Origin of the sequence: Pseudomonas sp. DrBHI1 (genome assembly GCF_002205115.1) — a bacterium.
Lineage (GTDB): Bacteria > Pseudomonadota > Gammaproteobacteria > Pseudomonadales > Pseudomonadaceae > Aquipseudomonas > Aquipseudomonas mosselii.
This window is the reverse complement of record NZ_NIBE01000057.1, coordinates 111,023-130,271: the sequence shown is the minus strand read 5'-3', so window position 1 is coordinate 130,271 and position 19,249 is coordinate 111,023. Positions and strand designations below refer to the sequence as shown.

Sequence of the window (19,249 nt, the reverse complement as noted above, 5' to 3'; positions counted from 1 at the left end):
GGGCTTGACCCAAGAGGCTATTCAGACCTTGAACTGCGCGATCAGGCCGTTCAGCTCCAGCGCCAATTGCGACAGGTCCTGGGCCGAGGCGCTGGTCTGGTTGGCCCCGGTCGTTGTCTGCAGCGCCAGGTCGCGGATGTTCACCAGGTTGCGATCCACTTCGCGCGCCACCTGGGCCTGTTGCTCCGTGGCACTGGCGATCACCAGGTTGCGCTGGTTGATCGAGGCGATGGTCCGGGCGATGAGCTCCAGGGCCTGACCGGCCGCTTGCGCCACCTCCAGGGTACCGCTGGCGCGGCCCTGGCTGCTGTGCATGGCGCTGACCGCACGCTCGGTGCCGCCCTGGATACCCCCGATCATCTGCTCGATTTCGGCGGTCGACTGTTGGGTGCGATGTGCCAAGGCACGCACCTCGTCGGCAACCACCGCAAAACCACGACCGGCCTCACCGGCGCGAGCGGCTTCGATGGCGGCGTTGAGGGCCAGCAGGTTGGTCTGTCCGGCGATCGAACCGATCACATCCAGTACCCGGGTAATCTCGTTGGCGCTGTTGGCCAATTGTTCGATCTCTTCCGCCGTGCCGGTGACATCGTCGACCAGGTGCTGGATCGAGGCGAGTGCCTGGTTGACCTGGTCTCGGCCTTCACGGGTGGCCTGGTCGGCGCCCTGTGAGGCCTCGGCAGTGCTCACGGCATTGCTTGCCACTTCCTCGACGGCGCTGGTCATCTGATTGACCGCTGTGGCGGCCTGGTCTATCTCGGTGCTTTGCTGCTGCAGGCCGCGGCTTGTGTCCTCGGTGACGGTGTGCAGCTCTTCGGAGGCCGAAGCCAGACGATCGGAGGACGCGGCGATCTTGCCGATGGTCTCGCGCAGGCTCTGTTGCATGCGCCGCAGGGCGTGCAGCAGCATCGCCGGCTCGTCGTGGCCGACCACCGCGATCTTTTGGGTCAGGTCACCGGTGGCGATACCCTCGGCCACGGCAACGGCCTCGGTCAGGGGCGCAACCAAACTGCGGGTGAACAGCACGGCGATGACGACCAGTACCAGGATGATCAGCACCAGTGAAACGACGAGTACGCGGAAGGCATCGTCGCCGACATCGCTGCTTCGTTGTGAGGCGGCTTGCGCACCTCGGTAGTTGAAGGCCACCAATGCCGCCATTGTCTCCATCATCTGGTCGGCCCGCTGGAGCAGCGGGCCGCTGATCTGTCGCCTGGCTTCAGCCATGCGGCCCTCGCTGATGTGTCCCAGTACCTGCTGCTGCAGGTCGGCGTACCGTTTGCGCGCCGCGATGAAGGCATTGAACAGGGCACGGTCCTCTTCTCCGTCGATAGTCGCCTCGTACGCCCGCAGGCTCTGGCGCAAAGCCTCGTCGATGCGGTTGAGCAACTGGATGCTAGCCCCCTCGCTGGTGCCATCCTCCAAGGCTGTGCGCAGGGTGGCGGCGCGTTCCTGGGTGAGGCTGGCGCCGACCTCGTTGAGTGCGATCACAGCCGGAAGCCAGTTGATACGGATTTCGTCGGTGGCGCTGTCCATCTGCTGGGTCTCATAGAGCGCGACGCTTCCCATGGACAGGACGAGAGCAGCCAGTAGGGTGAACAGGCAGGCTGCCCGTTTGCCGATTTTCATGTCTCGTAGAAGCATTGATGTTCCTTGATGTAAGAGAAATGCGTACATCAAGAGCATGATGGGATCTTGTGGGGGGCGAGTAGTCGGCGGGTATCACCCCGTGTAACGGTTTTTTCCTATTTCTCACTCGCGTGAAACCCGCTGTAGGCGTGATCGCGGGACCCGCCATCGGGGCCCGCGATGCTGTCCGAGACGCTTCAGACCTTGAACTGCGCCACCATCGCGTTCAGTTCCACCGCCAGGCGCGACAGGTCCTGTGCCGCCGCGCTGGTCTGGTTGGCGCCGGCCGAGGTCTGCATTGCCAGGTCGCGGATGTTCACCAGGTTGCGGTCCACCTCCCGCGCCACCTGGGCCTGCTGCTCGGAGGCGGTGGCGATGACCAGGTTGCGCTGGTTGATGGTGGCGATCGCTTCGGCGATCAGCTCCAGCGCCTGACCGGCCGACTGCGCCACGGTCAGGGTGCCGCTGGCGCGACCCTGGCTGTTGTGCATGGCGCTGACTGCGCGTTCGGTGCCAGTCTGGATGCCGTCGATCATCTGTTCGATTTCAGCGGTGGACTGCTGGGTGCGATGGGCCAAGGCGCGCACCTCGTCGGCGACCACGGCGAAGCCGCGGCCGGCCTCACCGGCGCGTGCAGCCTCGATGGCAGCGTTGAGTGCCAGCAGGTTGGTCTGCCCGGCGATGGCGCCGATTACATCCAGCACCTGGCTGATCTGGTTGGCGTGGCTGGCCAGTTGCTCGATCTCCCCGGAGGTACCGGTCACGTCATCGACCAAGTGCTGGATCGAGGCCAGCGCCTGGTTGACCTGGTCGCGACCATCACGAGTGGTGCGATCTGCGCCCTGGGAGGCGTCGGCGGTGCTCACGGCGTTGCTCGCTACTTCTTCGACGGCGGCGGTCATCTGGTTGACCGCGGTGGCGGCCTGGTCGATCTCGGCGCTCTGCTGGTGCAGGCCGCGGCTGGTGTCTTCGGTGACGGTGTGCAGCTCTTCGGAGGCCGAGGCCAGCTGATCGGAAGACGCGGCAATCCTGCGCAGGGTGTCGCGCAGGCTATGCTGCATGCGGCTCAGGGCGCCCAGCAGCAAGGCCGGCTCGTCGCGGCCGAGCACGACGATCTCGCGGGTCAGGTCGCCGGTGGCGACCCGCTCGGCCACGGCAACGGCGTCGGCCAGGGGCACGACGATACTGCGAGTGAGGAGAGTGGCGATGCCGATCAGCGCCAGGGTGATCACGGCAATGGCGGCGATGATCAGGCTGAAGGCTTCGTCGGAGGCCGCGCTGCTGCGCAGCGAGGCTTGCTCGGCGCCCTTGGTGTTGTAGTCGACCAGCGCGGCCAGGGCTTTCATCATGCTGTCGGCGTACTCGGCCAGCGGGCCGTTGACCAGGCGTCGGGCCTCGTCCAGTCGGTCATTGCCGGCGGCGGCGCGGATGGCTTGCTGCAATGCGTGATAGCGTTCGCTCAGGCCCATGAAGGTGTCGAACAGGGCGCGGTCATCCGCAGCGTTGATGGTGCGCTCGTAAGCCTTGAGGTCGCTCTCGAGCTGCTGGTTGATCTGGACGATCTTGTCCAGGGTGGCGTGGCGGGCGCTGCTGCTGTCCTCCAGGACACTGCGCAGGGTCAGGGCGCGGGCCCGGCCGAGGTTGCTGCTGACCTCGCCCAAGGCGAGTACGGAGGGCATCCAGGTGAGACGGATTTCGTCGGTGGCGCTGTCCATCCGCCGGGTTTCGTAGAGGGCGATCAGGCCCAGGGCCAGGACCAGGACCCCGAGCAGGGTGAACATTCCTGCTGCCCGAATACCGATCTTCATGTTCCGTAACTGCATGCGACGCTCCTTGACGGTGGCTGGCAGGCGTCAAGAGCGCGGACTGACCGGGCTCGGCTGGAAAGGCTCTCGATGCACTGCGAAAGGGGTTATATCCTCACGGTTCATGTTGTTTTTTCTGAATGATGACATAACGCCACTATTATTGACCAGTCGTTCAATGTAATGACGCATGCAAACAGGCCCGTCACTTCTGGGACGGGCCTATTATTTTCGTTCATGCGACGATCGGAATCAGCGGGTCAGCCGCCGCCAGGGCCTGGGCGCGGTCAGCGGCTGGTGGGTAGATCCATACCGAGTTGATCTGGCGCTTTAGGTCCTTGCCTTCCTGGCCCTGCAGCTTCAGTTCGCGGGTCCAGCCTTCGCTGTACGCGGCGCCCCAGTCGCCAAGATCCAGGCAGGTGACGTACTTGGGCTGGCGGTACGCCACCGGCGCCACGCCCAGCAGGTCGGCCATGGCGTTGTTGCCGCTGTGGCGGCCCATGGGGATGGCGTGCTGGCAGGTCATCAGGGCGTGGTTGCCCAGTTCGTCCACCGCGGCCCAGGCCATGTCGCCGGTGGCGTAGATGTGCGTCTGGCCGATCACCTTGAGGTGTTCGTCGACCCGCAGGCGACCGAAACCGTCACGCTCGCCGGCCACCTGCGCGGTCAGCGGGCTGGCCTTGACGCCGGCAGTCCAGATCCACGGTCTTGCTGGCGATGTACTCGCCGTTGTCCAGGGTCACGCCGCCAGCATCCACCGCCATCACCGAGGTGCCGGTCAGCCATTCGACACCCGCCTGTTCGCTGGCGGCGACAATGGCCGGGGTGATTCCGGCGCCGAGGGCGGCACCGACGCTGGCGCCACGGTCGATCAGCACCACGCGGGCATTGCCTTCACCGAGGATGGCGCGCAGGCGCGACGGCATCTCGGTGGCGGTCTCGATGCCAGTGAAGCCGCCGCCGCAGATCACCACGGTGTTGCGTGCCGGCGAGGCGGGGAGGCTGGCCAGGCCGTGCAGGTGCTGTTCCAGGCGCATGGCCGATTCCATCTGGTCGACATCAAAGCTGTGCTCGGCCAGGCCCGGCACGGCGGGGCGGGCCACCTGGCTGCCGGCGGCGAGAATCAGACGGTCGTAGGCGAGCTGCTGCGGCAGGCCATCGGCATCGCGATAGCCGACCTGGCGGGCAGCACTGTCGATGCTGTCGGCGGTGCCATGGATGAATTCCACGCCCACCACGTCGAACAGTGCCTCCAGCGGTGCCTGCATGGTGTGGACAGCGGCTTCGTAGAAGCGTGGACGGATGCGCAGTTGCGGCTGTGGGGCGAGCACGCTGATGCGCACGTCGTCGCGCTGGGCCTGGTCAAGCAGGCGGGCGGCGCTCAGGGCGCTCCAGACACCGGCAAAGCCGGCACCGATGATCAGGATACGAGAGGTCATGTAGGTGCTCCGCAAGGGTAGGAAAAAGGGCTTCGATGAGGCGTTCACTGCCCGCCGCATAACTACGACTTTATTGGTCGTAGTTTGATTCGGCAAGTGTTTTTTCCCGGGGCGTGTTTTCGCAAGCGTTGATGTATCGGCTGTAGCTAGCGTGTTTATTGGCTTATGTGGGGGTGTTGATGTACTTGCGCGGCGACGACCGGCTTTGCCTGTCATCAATGAAGAGCGTACTATTTGCGACAGATTTGGTCGGAGATTGATATGTCCCTTTACAGCGCCGGCGTCGAATACGGCATCCACTGCCTGCTATTTTTGGTGGACGAGCGCGGCGATAGTCGCGAGTCCAGCGTGCGCGACCTGGCTGAGTTGCAGGGCGTACCCCAGGAATACCTGGCCAAGGTTTTTACCAAGCTGGCTCGTGCCGGACTGGTGGCGGCGACCGAAGGCGTGCGCGGTGGCTTCCGTCTGGCGCGACCCTCCGACGAGATCACCGTGCTGGATATCGTCACGGCTATCGACGGGCCGAAGAAACTCTTCGATTGCCGGGAGATCCGCGAGCGTTGCGCGGTGTTCGAAGGCACCGCGCCGACCTGGGCCACCGAAGGCACCTGCGCGATCCATGCGGTGATGCTGGGGGCGCAGAAGCGCATGGAGGAGGCGCTGGCCCAGCAGACCATCCTCGACCTGGCGCGGCGTTTCGGGCGCAAGGCGCCCGCCGAGTTCGGGCAGAAGGTCAATGACTGGATGAGCGAGCGGCGCGACGGCAAGGGCGGTGCCGGGGAGATTCCGTTGCAGACCGTCTGACGACTGGGGTCGGTTTGGCGGCGCAACGGAAAATTATACTCAACCTCAAGGTAAATCCTTGGCTGGGCGATCGGCGCGTAGGCGTCAAGCCGAGGTAAGCTGGCAGAAAAGATCCCGCGAGAGGTCAACGTGGCTTCCTATACCTTGCGCCAACTCAGATACTTCGTCACCACGGTGGAGGCCGGCAGCGTCGCCGAGGCCTCGCGCCAGCTGTATATCGCCCAGCCGTCGATTTCCACTGCGATCAAGAGCCTGGAAGAGAGCTTCGGCGTGCAGCTGTTTATCCGCCATCACGCCCAGGGCGTGTCGCTGACGCCCAGCGGCAAGCGCTTCTACGCCAAGACCCGGGCCCTGCTGCAAATGGCCCATGAGTTCGAGCAGAACGCCTTGGCCGACAACGACACGGTGGCCGGGCAGATCGACATCGGCTGTTTCGAGACCGTGGCGCCTTTGTACCTGCCGCGGCTGATCGCCAGTTTCCGCCAGCGTTATCCGGGGGTGGATATCCGCCTGCGCGACGGCGAACAGCAGGACCTGATCCAGGGCTTGACGGCGGGCACTTTCGATCTGGCGTTCCTCTACGACCATGATCTGGACGGCACCATCGAAACCGAGCCGCTGATGCCGGCGCAGAAACCCTATGTGCTGCTGCCGGAAAAGCACCGTTTTGCAGGGCAAACCCAGGTATCGCTGCGCGACCTGTGCCCGGAGCCGATGATCCTGCTCGATGTGGCACCAAGCCGCACCTACTTCGTCAGTCTGTTCAATGAGCTGGGACTGACGCCGAACATTGTCTTCAGTTCGCCGTCCATCGAAATGGTCCGGGGCATGGTGGGGCAGGGCTTCGGCTTCTCGTTGCTGGTGACCCGGCCGCACTCCGAGTTTACCTATGACGGGCAGCGCCTGGTGACCCTCGACATCACCGAGCCCGTAGCCCTGTCGGGCTTGGCGGCGGCGCACCTCAAGCGGGTGCAGCTGACCAAACCGGCGCAATTGTTCGTGGAGTTCTGCCGTGAGGAGCTGGCGCAGCTGTAGGTGGCGACCACCCGTCGCGAAATTGACGTTGACGATCGAACGTCGACCTGCCGGTGCTTTCTTCCACTAAGGTGCTAGAGGTACTTCGACGAAGTCATTGCCTGGGCGAATGGACCTGTACCCAGGCATGGGCAATATCAATTGGCGACACGCTAGTCGAGGGCGTACCACACCCAACAGGCCATCCAGTACAGAGAGGGTCGTACCATGTCGTTGATTGGCGTTTCAATGCTTGAGATGCGGCAGATGATCGAACAGGCCTGCCTGCCTGACCGCTGCGAGGTGAGCTGCCCGGACGGCGAACACCTTACCATTCGCCTGGGACAGGGCGAGAGCCTGGACAGCTGCCTGACCGTGACCGGCGTGCCTGTGGCCAGTCTCAATTCCTGCCATGATTTGTTGGGATTGGTCGCTCGTGTGAAAGCACAGCGTGACGTTCAGCCAAGTGTGCGTAAGGCTATCGCTTAGCGTAAGGTTTATTGCAGCTCAAGTAGCAGGTTGATTCCGCCATCGCCGCATTTGACGGAGTCGCGGACCAATCCGCGGTAGCTACGCCCCTCCCAGGCGAAGGCGACACTGTGGGCCTTTTCCATCTTCACCGGCAAAGGTGGTTGGATATGCAGGCGCAAAGCTGCGCGGCCTTGTAGATTGATGGCCGCCAACTGAACCTGGCATTCGGCGCGCTGGGCCATCGGTCCGAACAGGGTATCGCGGACGAAGTCCAGTTCCAGCAAGACGCAGGGGGCGCGGCAGGGCATCTTCATGGTGGCTTTCCGGGGGCAGAGGCATACCTCGAACGTTGGAAGCTTAAAAGCACAAGACGTTCAAAATATTTCAGCCTGTGCCTTTGCTGGACGCCGAGGAGCGGCCTTTTGCCGACGGCGATCCGCTATGGCGCGCCGAGAATCTCCAGCACTTTATCGCGCAGCTGATCGATGCTGAACGGCTTGCCAATCAGGTGCATGCCCTCGGGCACAGTAAAGCTCTCGGCATAGCCGCTGGCGAACAGCACCGGCAGCAGGGGCCGGACCTCGCGCACCTTGGCGGCCAGTTCCTCGCCGCGCAGGTCGGGCAGGCCGACGTCGGTCATCAACAGGGCCAGGGGCTGGTCGGGATCCTCGATGATCTTAAGGGCCGCGCCGGCGCTGTCGGCCTCGATGGCGGTGTAGCCCAGTTCGTCGAGCACTTCGACTATCAGCATACGTACGATGTCGTCGTCTTCGACTACCAGAAGGTGCATGGTGCGGGTCCTGTTTCGATGGATTGTCTCTACTCTGTGCGCAAGGCGATGGCAGAAGTTCCCAAGCTTAACGGCATGGGCAAATAGATGGAACGATTGCTGCAGACAGGCTTCAAATACTGGCTAAATGCCCTGCCAGATCCACCAAAGCTGGTTAGACTCGCTGTATTCTCCGGCCAGTCTGGCACAGGCAGTATTTACAAGACGTAGCCGTCGGACTGTTCAATGGATTTTTTTCACTCGGGCACTTTCAGATGATTCAAGCAGCCTCGATGGACCAACGCAGCTTTCGCAAACTGCTGAGCCGCAACGTCGGCCTGCCCCTGGGCGTGGGGCTACTCGGTGCCGTGGCGTTTGTCGCGGTGATCAACTACCTGCTCTCGGCCATGCAGTGGGTCGAGCACACCGACCGGGTGATCGGCAATGCCAACGAGGCGATCAAGCTGTCGATCGACATGGAGACCGGCATGCGCGGCTTCCTGCTGACCGGCGAGGAGCGCTTTCTGGACCCTTACGAGGTGGCCAAGCCACGTATCCTGGGTAGCCTGGACACGTTGAAGGTGATGGTGGCGGACAACCCTCAGCAAGTCGACCGTATCGACCGCATCGCGGCCTTGCAGCGCGAGTGGAACACCTTCGGCAACGAAATGATCAGTCAGCGCCGCAACCAGGGCGACGTAACGTCGTCGATCGGTCGTGGGCGGGGCAAGCGCCTGACTGACGAGATCCGCAGTGAATTCGACGCCTTCATCAACTCCGAGCAGCAATTGCGCACGACGCGCAACGAGACGGTGAGCACGGTTACGGTCACGGCGATCTCGGCCTTCATATTGTTCATTGTCACGCTCAGCGCCTTGCTCGCCTACCTGGGGCGGCGCGACCTGCTGGCATTGTCGTCCAACTACGTGGCGAACCTGGAGGCCCAGCAACGCGCCGCCGAGCGCCTGGAACACCAGGCCTGGCTGCGCGCCGGACAGACCCAGCTGGCCGAGCAGGTACTGGGGCAACTGACGTTGCCCATGCTCGGGGACAATATCCTGCGCTTCTTCGCCGGCTATCTGGGCAGCGTGGTCGGCGCACTGTACGTACGCGACGAACATGGCCAATTGGTGCGCGTCGCCACCTATGGCCTGGACGCCGAACAGCAGGGTAGCGAGCCGCGCCTGGGCGATCATGCCGGCTTGTTGGGCGAGGCGGTGGTTCAAGGGCGCATGATGCGCCTGGACGCGTTGCCCGAGGACTACTACCGTTTGAGCTCGGGCCTGGGCCAGGGCCTGCCACGCAGCGGCGTGCTGGTGCCGTCCCACGACGATGGGCGGGTCAATGGTGTATTGGAACTGGGCTTCCTGCGCGCGCTGCAGGACCGAGACGTGGAGCTGCTGGAGCGGATCACCGAGAACCTGGGTATCTCCATCGAGAGCGCGCGCTACCGCCAGCGCCTGCAAGAGGTGCTGGCCGAGACCCAGCAGCTCAACGAGGAACTGCAGGTGCAGCAGGAGGAGCTCAAGACCGCCAACGAAGAGCTCGAGGAGCAGTCGCGGGTGCTCAAGGAGTCCCAGGCGCACCTGGAAACCCAGCAGGCGGAACTGGAGCAGACCAACGAGAAATTGGCCGAGCGCACCGAGGCCCTGGACCGCAAGAACAGTGAGCTCAACCAGGCCCAGGTCGAACTGCAGGCCCGTGCCGACGACCTGCAGCGTTCGAGCAAGTACAAGTCTGAGTTCCTCGCCAACATGTCCCATGAGCTGCGCACGCCGCTCAACAGCTCGCTGATCCTGGCCAAGCTGCTGGCCGAGAACGCCGAGGGCAATCTCAGCGGGGAGCAGGTCAAGTTTGCCGAGTCGATCTATTCGGCCGGCAACGACCTGCTGAACCTGATCAACGATATCCTCGATATCGCCAAGGTCGAGGCCGGCAAGATGGAGGTGCGCGCAGAGAGCACCCCGCTGGAACGCCTGGTCGAAGGCCTGCGGGGCATGTTCCAGCCGTTGGCCCAGGACAAGGGCCTGGGCTTCGAGGTGAAGCTCGAGCAACCATTGCCGGCGACCTTGTTCACCGATCGCCAGCGCCTGGAGCAGATTCTGAAGAACCTGCTTTCCAACGCCATCAAGTTCACCGAGCGCGGCCAGGTCAGCCTGGGCATCAGCCACCAGGCCGGCCTGGGCATCGTCTTCGCGGTGCGCGATACCGGTATCGGCATCGCCGCCGACCAGCAGAAGGCGATCTTCGGCGCCTTCCACCAGGTCGACGGCACCAGCAACCGTCGTTACGGCGGCACCGGGCTGGGCCTGTCGATCTCCCGCGACCTGGCGCACCTTTTGGGCGGGCAGATCAACGTCGACAGCAGCCCGGGGCAGGGCAGCGTGTTCAGCCTGATCCTGCCCGAGCACTTCGAACCGTCGGCGCAGCAGGTCGAGGTGCATAGCCTGCGTCCGGCGGTCGATGAACTGCCGCCTGCACCGCCGGTACCGGCGCCGGTGCACACCGAGCGTCCGGCCCCGACCTTCGCCGACGACCGCGCCCAGGCGCCGTTCGACAACCGCTGCATCCTGGTGATCGAGGACGAGCCGAACTTTGCCCGCATCCTTTTCGACCTGGCCCACGAACTGGGCTATAGCTGCCTGGTCGCCCATGCCGCCGATGAAGGCTTCGAGCTGGCCGCGCAGTACCTGCCCGACGCCATCCTGCTGGACATGCGCCTGCCCGACCATTCCGGGCTCACCGTGCTGCAGCGCCTGAAGGAACAGGCCGCTACCCGGCATATCCCGGTGCATATCATCTCGGTCGAGGACCGCGTCGAGGCGGCCATGCACATGGGCGCGGTGGGCTACGCGGTCAAGCCCACCAGCCGCGAGGAGCTCAAGGCGGTGTTCGGTCGCCTGGAGGCCAAGCTCACGCAGAAGCTCAAGCACATCCTGCTGGTGGAGGACGATGACCTGCAGCGCGAGAGCATTGCCCGCCTGATCGGCGACGACGATATCCAGATCACCGCGGTGGCCATGGCCCAGGACGCCCTCGCATTGCTGCGCGAGAACATCTACGACTGCATGATCATCGACCTCAAGCTGCCTGACATGCTCGGCAACGAGCTGCTCAAGCGCATGACCGCCGAGGATATCCGCAGCTTCCCGCCGGTGATCGTCTATACCGGGCGCAACCTCACCCGCGAGGAGGAGGCCGACCTGCTCAAGTACTCGCGCTCGATCATCATCAAGGGCGCCCGTTCGCCCGAGCGCCTGCTCGATGAGGTGACGCTGTTCCTGCACAAGGTCGAGTCGCAGCTGTCCAACGAGCGCCAGCGCATGCTCAAGACCGCGCGCAGTCGCGACAAGGTGTTCGAGGGGCGCAAGATCCTGCTGGTGGACGACGACGTGCGCAACATCTTTGCCCTGACCAGCGCCCTGGAGCACAAGGGCGCCATCGTCGAGATCGGCCGTAATGGGCGCGAGGCCATCGAGTGCCTGGAGGCCAACGACGACATCGACCTGGTGCTGATGGACGTGATGATGCCGGAGATGGACGGTTACGAGGCCACCCGCCTGATCCGCCAACAGCCACGCTGGCGCAAGCTGCCGATCATCGCCGTGACCGCCAAGGCGATGAAGGACGACCAGCAGCGCTGCCTGCAGGCCGGGGCCAACGACTACCTGGCCAAACCGATCGACCTGAACCGCCTGTTCTCGCTGATCCGGGTTTGGCTGCCGCAATTGGAGCGAATCTGAAATCTTGACCAGTGAACGCAACACCGATATCGAGATCCGGCTGCTGATCGAGGCGATCTACCTCAAGTACAGCTACGATTTTCGCGATTACTCCGGCGCCTCGATCAAGCGCCGGATTCTCCACGCCGTGCGCCAGTTCGAATGCCGCACGGTGTCGGCGCTGCAGGAGCGGGTGCTGCACGACCCGGGCATGTTCCTCGAGCTGCTGCAATACCTGACGATCCCGGTCAGCGAGATGTTCCGCGACCCTGGTCATTTCCTCGCCCTGCGCAACGAAGTGGTGCCATTGCTGCGCACCTGGCCGTCGCTGAAGATCTGGATCGCCGGCTGCAGTACCGGCGAGGAAGTGTACTCAATGGCTATCCTGCTGCGTGAGGAGGGCCTGCTGGAACGCACCATCCTTTACGCCACCGACATCAATCCGCACTCGCTGGAGCGCGCCAAGCAGGGCATCTACTCGATGCAGGTCATGAGCGAGTATGAGGAGAACTACCGCAAGTCCGGTGGTCGACGGGATTTCTCCGAGTACTACACCGCCGCCTATGGCAACGCCATCATGGACTCCAGCCTGCGTGACAACGTGACCTTCGCCGACCACAGCCTGGCCACCGATAGCGTGTTCTCCGAGACCCAGCTGGTGTCGTGCCGCAACGTGCTGATCTACTTCAACAAGGGCCTGCAGGACCGTGCCCTGGGCCTGTTCCACGAGTCGCTGTGCCACCGCGGCTTCCTGGTGCTGGGGAGCAAGGAGTCGGTGGACTTCTCGGCCTACAGTGAAGGCTTCGAGCCGCTGGTGCGGCCCGAGCGGATTTACCGCAAGACATGAACGGCGTGCGCGCAATCGTCATCGGCGCCTCGGCGGGCGGCGTCACGGCGCTGTTCAGCGTGCTTGGCGCGTTGCCGGCGGATTTCGCCATTCCGGTGCTGTGCGTGTTGCACCTGCCGGACGACCGCCACAGCCAGCTCGCCGAGGTGCTGCAGCGGCGTCTGCAGCGGCCGGTGCACGAAGCCCTCGACAAGGCGCGGATTGAACCGGGCCAGATCTACGTGGCGGGACCGGGCTATCACTTGTCGGTCGAGCGCGACTTCAGTTTCTCGCTCAGCCAGGAAGCGCCAGTGCATTTTTCGCGTCCGGCGATCGATTTTCTTTTCGAGTCGGCCGCCGATGCCTATGGCACGGGCCTGCTTGGCGTGCTGTTGACCGGGGCCAACGAAGACGGCGCCCGCGGACTGTTGCACATCAGACAAAGCGGAGGCCGGACAGTTGTCCAGGACCCCCGCGACGCACAGGTCGCGTTGATGCCGGAAGCCGCACTGGCCCTGCACGACCCCGACCATATTCTTTCCCTTGGCGGTATCGGGCAGCTGCTCGCTACCCTGGAATCCAGCGCATGCTAAGCCACATTACCGCGAAACTGCTGATCGTCGACGACCTGCCGGAGAACCTGCTGGCCCTCGACGCCCTGATCCAGGGCGAGGACCGCGAGGTGCACCAGGCGCAGTCAGCCGAGCAGGCCTTGTCGCTGCTGCTCGAACACGAATTCGCCCTCGCCATTCTCGATGTGCAGATGCCGGGCATGAATGGCTTCGAGCTGGCCGAGCTGATGCGCGGCACGGAAAAGACCCGCAACATCCCCATCGTCTTCGTCAGCGCCGCCGGGCGCGAGATGAACTATGCCTTCAAGGGTTACGAGAGCGGCGCCGTGGACTTCCTGCACAAACCGCTGGAACCCCTGGCGGTGAAGAGCAAGGTATCGGTGTTCGTCGACCTGTTCCGCCAGCGCAAGGCCCTGGATCGCCAGTTGCAGGCCCTGGAGCAGAGCCGCCAGGAGCAGGAGCTGCTGCTGGCCCAGCTGCAGCTGGCGCGTGGCGAGCTTGAGCGCGCGGTGCGCATGCGTGATGACTTCATGTCGATCGTCTCCCACGAGGTGCGCACGCCGCTCAACGGCTTGATCCTGGAAACCCAGCTGCGCCGCCTGCACTTGTCCCGTGGCAACTTGGCGGCGTTCAGCGAGGACAAGCTCAAGGCCATGGTCGAGCGCGACGAGCGCCAGATCAACAGCCTGATCCGCCTGGTCGAGGACATGCTCGATGTCTCGCGGATCCGTACCGGCAAGCTGTCGATCCGCCCCCGGACCTTCGACCTCGGTCAGCTTGTACGGGGGCTGGTGGAGAACTTCGCCGCCCAGGCTGGCGCGGTGGACACCCCTCTCGAACTGCAGCGCTGTGACGCCCTGCAGGGCGAGTGGGACGAGTTTCGGATTGAACAAGTGGTGGCCAACCTGTTGTCCAATGCCTTGCGCTATGGCGATCGCAAACCGGTACAGGTGCGGGTGTTCGAAGAAGCCGACATGGCCTGTGTGCAGGTGCAGGACCATGGCATCGGCATCGATGCCCAGCACCTGCAGCGGATCTTCCAGCAGTTCGAGCGCGTCGCCGCGCAGCAGGCCACGGGCGGTCTGGGCCTGGGCCTGTACATCTCCGAGCAGATCGTCCTGGCCCATGGCGGGCGGATCCAGGTCGACAGTCAGGCCGGTGTCGGCTCGACCTTCACCGTGCATCTGCCGCTGTCGGCACAGTCGCAACAATGTGACCCCGCCCGCGCAACCTCTGCGTAGCGCTGGGGTCTGATGGCCAACCTGTTGAATTTGAAGGCGTTGTCATGAGTGAAGATGCACAAGATGTAGTACTGGTGGTCGAGGATGAGCCGGCTATCCGCATGATCCTGCGCGATTACCTGGCCGGCGAGGGCTACCACGTGCTGGTGGCCGAGGACGGGGAGGAGGCGTTCGCGATCCTGGCGAGCAAGCCGCACCTGGACCTGATGGTCACCGACTTCCGCTTGCCTGGCGGGATTTCCGGGGTCGAGATCGCCGAGCCTGCGGTGAAGCTGCGCCCGGACCTGAAGGTGATCTTCATCAGTGGCTACCCGGCGGAGATCGCCGAGTCGGGCAGCCCGATCGCGCGCCAGGCACCGATCCTGGCCAAACCGTTCGACCTTGATACCTTGCACGAGCAGATTCAGGCGTTGTTGCGCTAGGCCAGGCACTGGGCACCGGCGTTCGCGGGCAAGTCTGCTGCAACGGGGAGCGTAGGACAGCCGCCCTCAGGCGAAAATGCATGCGTCTGGGGGAGCCGGCTTGCCGGCGAAAGGGCCGCAGAGCGGCCCCATTGCGACAAGTGGTGCCTCAACCAACCTGCGTGCGCAACAGCGCCATGGCCCGGTCGACCTGCTGCTCGTCATTGAGCAGGCTCGGCGCAAAGCGGATTACCGGCCCGACATCGCGGTCCACGGCATCGACCATGATTTTGTTGGCGTTGAGATAAGCCGCCACGGCGTCGGGGTCGCGGTCCTTGATACGGAAAAAGGTGAAGCCGGCGGAGAACTCGCGGCTGGTAGGCGTCACCAGCTCGATGGCGCGGTGCTCGGCCAGGCGCGCCTTGAGGTAGTCGTTGAGCTGGTGGATGCGCGCCTGGATATCGGCCTTGCCAAGCGCCAGGTGCAGCTTGAAGGCCTCGCCTAGCGCCCAGCGGTGCTCGAAGGCGTGATAGCCGCCCGGCGTCATGATGGTGCCGAAGTCTTCGTTGCGCGAGAAGGTGGCGAAGGTCGGCGTCAGGTGCTGCATCTGCTCCGAGGCTGCGCAGATGATTCCCGTGCCCCGCGGGCCGAACATCCACTTGTGGGTGCCGGCGATGAACCAGTCGCAGTTGAAGTCGGCAAAGCGCACGTTTTCCACGCCAAAACCATGCACGCCATCGACCACGTAGAGGATGCGCTCGGCCTCGTCGCGGTTGCGGTTGTGCTGGCGTACCAGCTCGCCGATGGCGCCCACCGGCAGCTTGACGCCGCTGCCCGAATGTACCCAGGTCATGCCCAGTACCCGAGTCTCGGGGCGGATGCTGCGGTCGATCAGGCTCAGTACGCGGTCGGTGGAAACCTCGCCGGGCTTGTCGAACAGGCGCAGCTTGCGCACCTGTGTACCGTGCTGGCGCTGGCGAAACGCCAGGCAGTTGTGGGTCGAGTAGTGCTCGTGCTCGGTGGTGAGGATCTCCTGGTGCGGCGCCACGTGCAGGCCGCCGTAGATCATGCCGAGGCCCTCGGTGGTGCTGCCGGTCAGGGCGATCTGGCGCGGGCGCACCTCCAGGTAGCGGCCTGCCCATTCACGGACCTCATCCTCGCGCTGCCATTCGTACTGGCTTTCCCAGTCCATGCACAGGGCCGGGTTGCGGTCCAGGGTGGCGCGATGACGGTTGATCGCCTCCTGCACCGGGCGTGGGTGGGCGGTGATCAGGAAGTTGGCGAAGTGCGCGACATCGGGCGCCAGGGGGAACAGTTGGCGCAGTTGGCGCCATTTGTCTGGGCCTTGCAGTGTCGGTGACGTCGGATCGGCGGCCAGGGCGCTGGGCAGCAAGGGCAGGCTGGCCGCCAGGGCGGCGGCCTGCTTGAGGAAGGCGCGCCGGTCAGTCATGGCGGGCTTCCCGGTTTTTGTCAAGCAGGGCCACCGGGTTGGCGGCTTTTTGCACCTGCCCCCACACACGCAGGAAGTTGCCCGCCCAGAGCTTGGCGATATCGGTTTCGGAGTAGCCACGGGTCAGCAGCTCGGCGGTTACGTTGCGGATCTCACTGACATTCATGAAGCCTGTGACGCCGCCGCCATCGTTGAAGTCGGAGCTGATGCCGACATGGTCGATGCCCATCTTCTTCACGGCGTAGTCGATGGCGTCGACGTATTCCTTGAGGCCGGCGCGGGGCTCCTCGTCGACGATGGCGTAGAGGCTGCTGGCATATTCGCCGAAGCGCGCCTCGGGCCAGATGGCGATGATCGGATCGCCCGGCATCAGCGCGTTGGTCAGGCCTTGCAGCGGTTGCAGGTCGAAGCGTGCGCGCAGGGCCTCGAGTTTTTCCAAGGTCGGCTTGCTCAGCGGCTTGAGGTAGGTGGTGAAGGCCACGACTTGCAGCACGCCGCCGCTGTCCTTGATCAGCTGCATCTCCTTGTCGGAGAGGTTGCGAGGGATGTCCACCAGCGCCCGCGGCGCCGAATGCGAGGCGACGAACGGCGCGCGGCTCAGGCGGGCCACATCTTCCAGGGCAAGGGTGGACATCTGCGAGACGTCGATGATCACGCCCAGGTCGTTGAGCCGCTTGACCGCCTGTTCGCCCAGGGGTGACAAGCCGCCGAGGGCGTCGGGGGTGTCGTTGAAGAACGGTAGCGGGCGCGACGAGTCGGCCCAGGCGTTGTTGCCGGTGTAGCTGAAGCCGAACATGCGCATGCCGCGCTTGCTCCACAGGTCGAGCTGAGACAGGTCGCTGCCTAGCGGGTAGGCGTTGAGCATGCTGATGAAGATGGCGAACTTGCCTTCGCCGTTCAGGCGGCGGAAGTCGTCGGGGGTGTAGGCGATGCCGACCTGATTGGGGAAGTCGCGCACGATTCCGCTGATGATCTTGTAGCGCACTTCCTGCTGGTTGCGGGCCTCGTCGACGAAGCCCGGGGTTGGGCGGTGCGGCGCGTTCGGGCCGTTCCACAGCTCGGGCCAGCCGAAGATGGTCAGTGCCGCGCCCGACAGCCGACCCTTGGCCGCTTTGGCCAGGTCGAACTGGCCACGACCGTCCTTGTCTGCCTCGTAGCCGTCGCTGCCGTAGCCCAGCGGCACGGTGACATGGCTGTCGAAGGAAAGCATATGTTCGTGCAGGTCGTTGGCTTGCTGCACGATCGCACGGGGATAGCCGCTGTCCTGCTTCCAGAAGTAGTAGCCGGCGGCTGCGCCCAGGGCGGCCACCAGGGCCAGGGGCAGGCCGATGTACAGGGCTTTGCGGGAACGGGTCTTGGTCATTGCCATCTCGTTGCGGGGCTGATCGGGTCGGTCTGCCGGCGGGGCAGGGCCTGGGTATCAGGTGGACGAACGAGTGGTGGGCAAATTTACTTCGAGAGGTGAGCGCCGCAGGTCAGGCCTGTTTTCACTGATTGATGATTTAAGAACGAGGAGGCCTGGCCGATAACTGTCATGTAAGAATTCACCTCAAGGAAGGTAAGAAATGGTTGGAATAACCGCAGCCAATCTCAACATCCCCAGCGTTGCTGGCGCCACGTCTTCGGGCGCATCGGCCAACTCGAACGCCTCGCCCGGCACACCCTCGGTCGACGAGCGGGGCGGCCTGGTGTTCAAGGGCGACACATTCAAGAACGAGACCAAGGCCGCAGAGATCGAAAGCAGCCTGGAAAGTAATGAAGATCCGGCCATCAAGGAGCAGCGCGAACAGATCAAGCGCCTGCAGAAGCAGTTGGCCGAAGAGCAGAAACAATTGGCCCAGTTGATGGAACAAGCCAGGCGCGACCCGTCCAAAATGGCAGCTGTCACGGCCAAGCAGGCCAGTATCGCCACCCTCACCGGACTGATCATGGCGGCAACCGCGCAACTGCTCGAAGCGCTGCGCCAAGCCGGGGGCACCAGCGCCGGCGGCTCGGTCGACACCAGCGCCTGAGGCGAGGGTCAACGCTACAGGGGCTGCCTTGCAGCCCCTTGGTCAGGTCTTCAGTCCACCGCCACGCGGGCGCGGTTCTGCCGCTCGCTCTTGTACTGCATGGCCACTGCCGGCGCCGGCTTGGCCGCGCCGGTCTCCAGCCACTGACGCATGCGGCTGGCGTCGGCGAAGTGGGTGTACTTGCCGTAGGCGTCGAGAATCACCATGGCCACCGGACGGTTGTCCATCTTCGTCAGCAGCACCAGGCAATGCCCCGCTTCGTTGGTGAAGCCGGTCTTGGTCAGGGCGATGTCCCAGTTGCTCTTGTTCACCAGATGGTCGGTGTTACGGAAGCCCAGGGTGTAGTTAGGCTTACGGAACGCCACGGTCTTCTCGCGGGTGGTCGACAGCTCGCTGAGCATCGGGTACTTGCGCGAGGCCATCAGCAGCTTGGCCAGGTCCTGGGCGGTGGACACGTTCAGGGTCGACAGGCCGGTCGGCTCGACGTAGCGGGTGTGGCTCATGCCCAGGCTGCGGGCCTTGGCGTTCATCGCCTTGATAAACGCGCCATAGCCGCCGGGGTAGTGGTTGGCCAGGGTATTGGCCGCGCGGTTTTCCGACGACATCAGGGTAATCAGCAACGTCTCGCGACGGTTCAGCTCACTGCCAAGGCGCACCCGCGAGTACACGCCCTTCATCTCCGGGTTGTTGGCGATGGTCATGCTGAGCATTTCGTCCATGGGCAGCTTGGCGTCGAGCACGACCATCGCGGTCATCAGCTTGGTGACCGAGGCGATGGGCCGCACGCGATCGGCGTGGCTGGCGTACAGCTCCTTGTTGGTGTTGAGGTCGATCAACAGGGCGCTGCCGGAGGCCAGGTGCAGCTTGCTGGGGTCGCGCTGGACCTGGGCCGGGGGTTGTGCAGCAGCGGTCGACGGTAGGGTCGCGGTTCCTGTGAGCAACAGCAGCAGGCTGAGGATGGACAGGGAAGTTTTCACGTTGAGGCTCACTAAATGTTGGTATGTCGTTGGCTGTGCAAGGGTTTTCCCCCAAAAAACCGTTGCATTCTGGAGTATGGCTCAGCGGCTGTCGAATGCCTTATATCTAAAGGGCGC

Annotated in this window: 16 protein-coding genes and 1 pseudogene; 9 read left to right on the top strand and 8 right to left on the bottom strand. The window is 64.0% G+C overall.

What is annotated here, in order from left to right; translation table 11 throughout:
• Window positions 1-21 precede the first annotated feature (21 nt).
• The 3 genes and pseudogenes from CC207_RS11130 to CC207_RS11120 form a co-directional block, all read right to left on the bottom strand.
• Window positions 22-1,629, bottom strand: coding sequence for a methyl-accepting chemotaxis protein (locus CC207_RS11130; protein ID WP_371349758.1), 1,608 nt, complete (start codon window positions 1,627-1,629; stop codon window positions 22-24).
• Between the two features lie 197 nt (window positions 1,630-1,826).
• Window positions 1,827-3,410, bottom strand: a complete 1,584-nt coding sequence (locus tag CC207_RS11125) for a methyl-accepting chemotaxis protein (RefSeq protein WP_371916445.1) — start codon at window positions 3,408-3,410, stop codon at window positions 1,827-1,829.
• A gap of 259 nt (window positions 3,411-3,669) precedes the next feature.
• Window positions 3,670-4,873: pseudogene (locus tag CC207_RS11120) on the bottom strand (NAD(P)/FAD-dependent oxidoreductase).
• Between the two features lie 261 nt (window positions 4,874-5,134).
• Between CC207_RS11120 and CC207_RS11115 the strand changes: the two are divergent.
• From CC207_RS11115 to CC207_RS11105, 3 genes are all read left to right on the top strand, one after another.
• The gene (locus CC207_RS11115; RefSeq protein ID WP_028689397.1) at window positions 5,135-5,677 is read left to right on the top strand and encodes an Rrf2 family transcriptional regulator; all 543 of its coding nucleotides are present in this window, start codon (window positions 5,135-5,137) and stop codon (window positions 5,675-5,677) included.
• 129 nt (window positions 5,678-5,806) lie between these two features.
• Window positions 5,807-6,712, top strand: a complete 906-nt coding sequence (locus tag CC207_RS11110) for a LysR family transcriptional regulator (RefSeq protein WP_088852094.1) — start codon at window positions 5,807-5,809, stop codon at window positions 6,710-6,712.
• Between the two features lie 207 nt (window positions 6,713-6,919).
• Window positions 6,920-7,180, top strand: a complete 261-nt coding sequence (locus CC207_RS11105) for a DUF1652 domain-containing protein (RefSeq protein WP_028689399.1) — start codon at window positions 6,920-6,922, stop codon at window positions 7,178-7,180.
• 8 nt (window positions 7,181-7,188) lie between these two features.
• On the opposite strand, the gene CC207_RS11100 is transcribed toward CC207_RS11105, so the two are convergent.
• Together CC207_RS11100 and CC207_RS11095 are read right to left on the bottom strand one after the other, a co-directional pair.
• Window positions 7,189-7,476 (bottom strand): hypothetical protein, encoded by a 288-nt coding sequence (locus tag CC207_RS11100; RefSeq protein ID WP_028689400.1) that lies wholly within the window; start codon window positions 7,474-7,476, stop codon window positions 7,189-7,191.
• A gap of 125 nt (window positions 7,477-7,601) precedes the next feature.
• A complete protein-coding gene (locus tag CC207_RS11095) occupies window positions 7,602-7,952 on the bottom strand; it encodes a response regulator (RefSeq protein ID WP_028689401.1) in 351 nt (116 codons plus the stop codon).
• Window positions 7,953-8,206: 254 nt separating this feature from the next.
• On the opposite strand from CC207_RS11095, the gene CC207_RS11090 reads away from it, so the two are divergent.
• Genes CC207_RS11090 through CC207_RS11070 form a run of 5 tightly spaced genes read left to right on the top strand, consistent with a single transcriptional unit; the run spans window position 8,207 to window position 14,714 of the window.
• Window positions 8,207-11,674 carry a response regulator gene (locus CC207_RS11090; protein ID WP_088852093.1) on the top strand — a complete coding sequence of 1,156 codons (3,468 nt, stop codon included), beginning with the start codon at window positions 8,207-8,209 and terminating at the stop codon, window positions 11,672-11,674.
• 4 nt (window positions 11,675-11,678) lie between these two features.
• The gene (locus CC207_RS11085; protein ID WP_088852092.1) at window positions 11,679-12,500 is read left to right on the top strand and encodes a protein-glutamate O-methyltransferase CheR; all 822 of its coding nucleotides are present in this window, start codon (window positions 11,679-11,681) and stop codon (window positions 12,498-12,500) included.
• Window positions 12,497-13,072, top strand: a complete 576-nt coding sequence (locus tag CC207_RS11080) for a chemotaxis protein CheB (RefSeq protein ID WP_028689404.1) — start codon at window positions 12,497-12,499, stop codon at window positions 13,070-13,072. The genes CC207_RS11085 and CC207_RS11080 overlap by 4 nt, the downstream gene beginning before the upstream one ends.
• Window positions 13,066-14,292: a hybrid sensor histidine kinase/response regulator gene (locus CC207_RS11075; RefSeq protein WP_028689405.1), complete on the top strand. Its 1,227-nt coding sequence runs from the start codon at window positions 13,066-13,068 to the stop codon at window positions 14,290-14,292. Before CC207_RS11080 ends, CC207_RS11075 begins: the two co-directional genes overlap by 7 nt.
• 44 nt (window positions 14,293-14,336) lie before the next feature.
• On the top strand, window positions 14,337-14,714 hold the full coding sequence (locus CC207_RS11070; protein ID WP_028689406.1) for a response regulator: 378 nt from the start codon (window positions 14,337-14,339) through the stop codon (window positions 14,712-14,714).
• A 148-nt stretch (window positions 14,715-14,862) separates the two neighbouring features.
• Here the strand turns inward: CC207_RS11070 and CC207_RS11065 are convergent, their stop codons facing one another.
• Both CC207_RS11065 and pvdM read right to left on the bottom strand, forming a co-directional pair.
• Window positions 14,863-16,143 (bottom strand): aminotransferase class V-fold PLP-dependent enzyme, encoded by a 1,281-nt coding sequence (locus tag CC207_RS11065; RefSeq protein WP_088852091.1) that lies wholly within the window; start codon window positions 16,141-16,143, stop codon window positions 14,863-14,865.
• Window positions 16,136-17,506, bottom strand: a complete 1,371-nt coding sequence (gene pvdM, locus CC207_RS11060; RefSeq protein ID WP_062364281.1) for a pyoverdine-tailoring dipeptidase-like protein PvdM — start codon at window positions 17,504-17,506, stop codon at window positions 16,136-16,138. The genes CC207_RS11065 and pvdM overlap by 8 nt, the downstream gene beginning before the upstream one ends.
• 202 nt (window positions 17,507-17,708) lie before the next feature.
• Between pvdM and CC207_RS11055 the strand changes: the two genes are divergently transcribed.
• Window positions 17,709-18,155, top strand: a complete 447-nt coding sequence (locus CC207_RS11055; protein WP_028689408.1) for a hypothetical protein — start codon at window positions 17,709-17,711, stop codon at window positions 18,153-18,155.
• 50 nt (window positions 18,156-18,205) lie between these two features.
• Here the strand turns inward: CC207_RS11055 and pbpG are convergent, their stop codons facing one another.
• Window positions 18,206-19,132 (bottom strand): D-alanyl-D-alanine endopeptidase, encoded by a 927-nt coding sequence (gene pbpG, locus CC207_RS11050; RefSeq protein WP_028689409.1) that lies wholly within the window; start codon window positions 19,130-19,132, stop codon window positions 18,206-18,208.
• Window positions 19,133-19,249 lie beyond the last annotated feature (117 nt).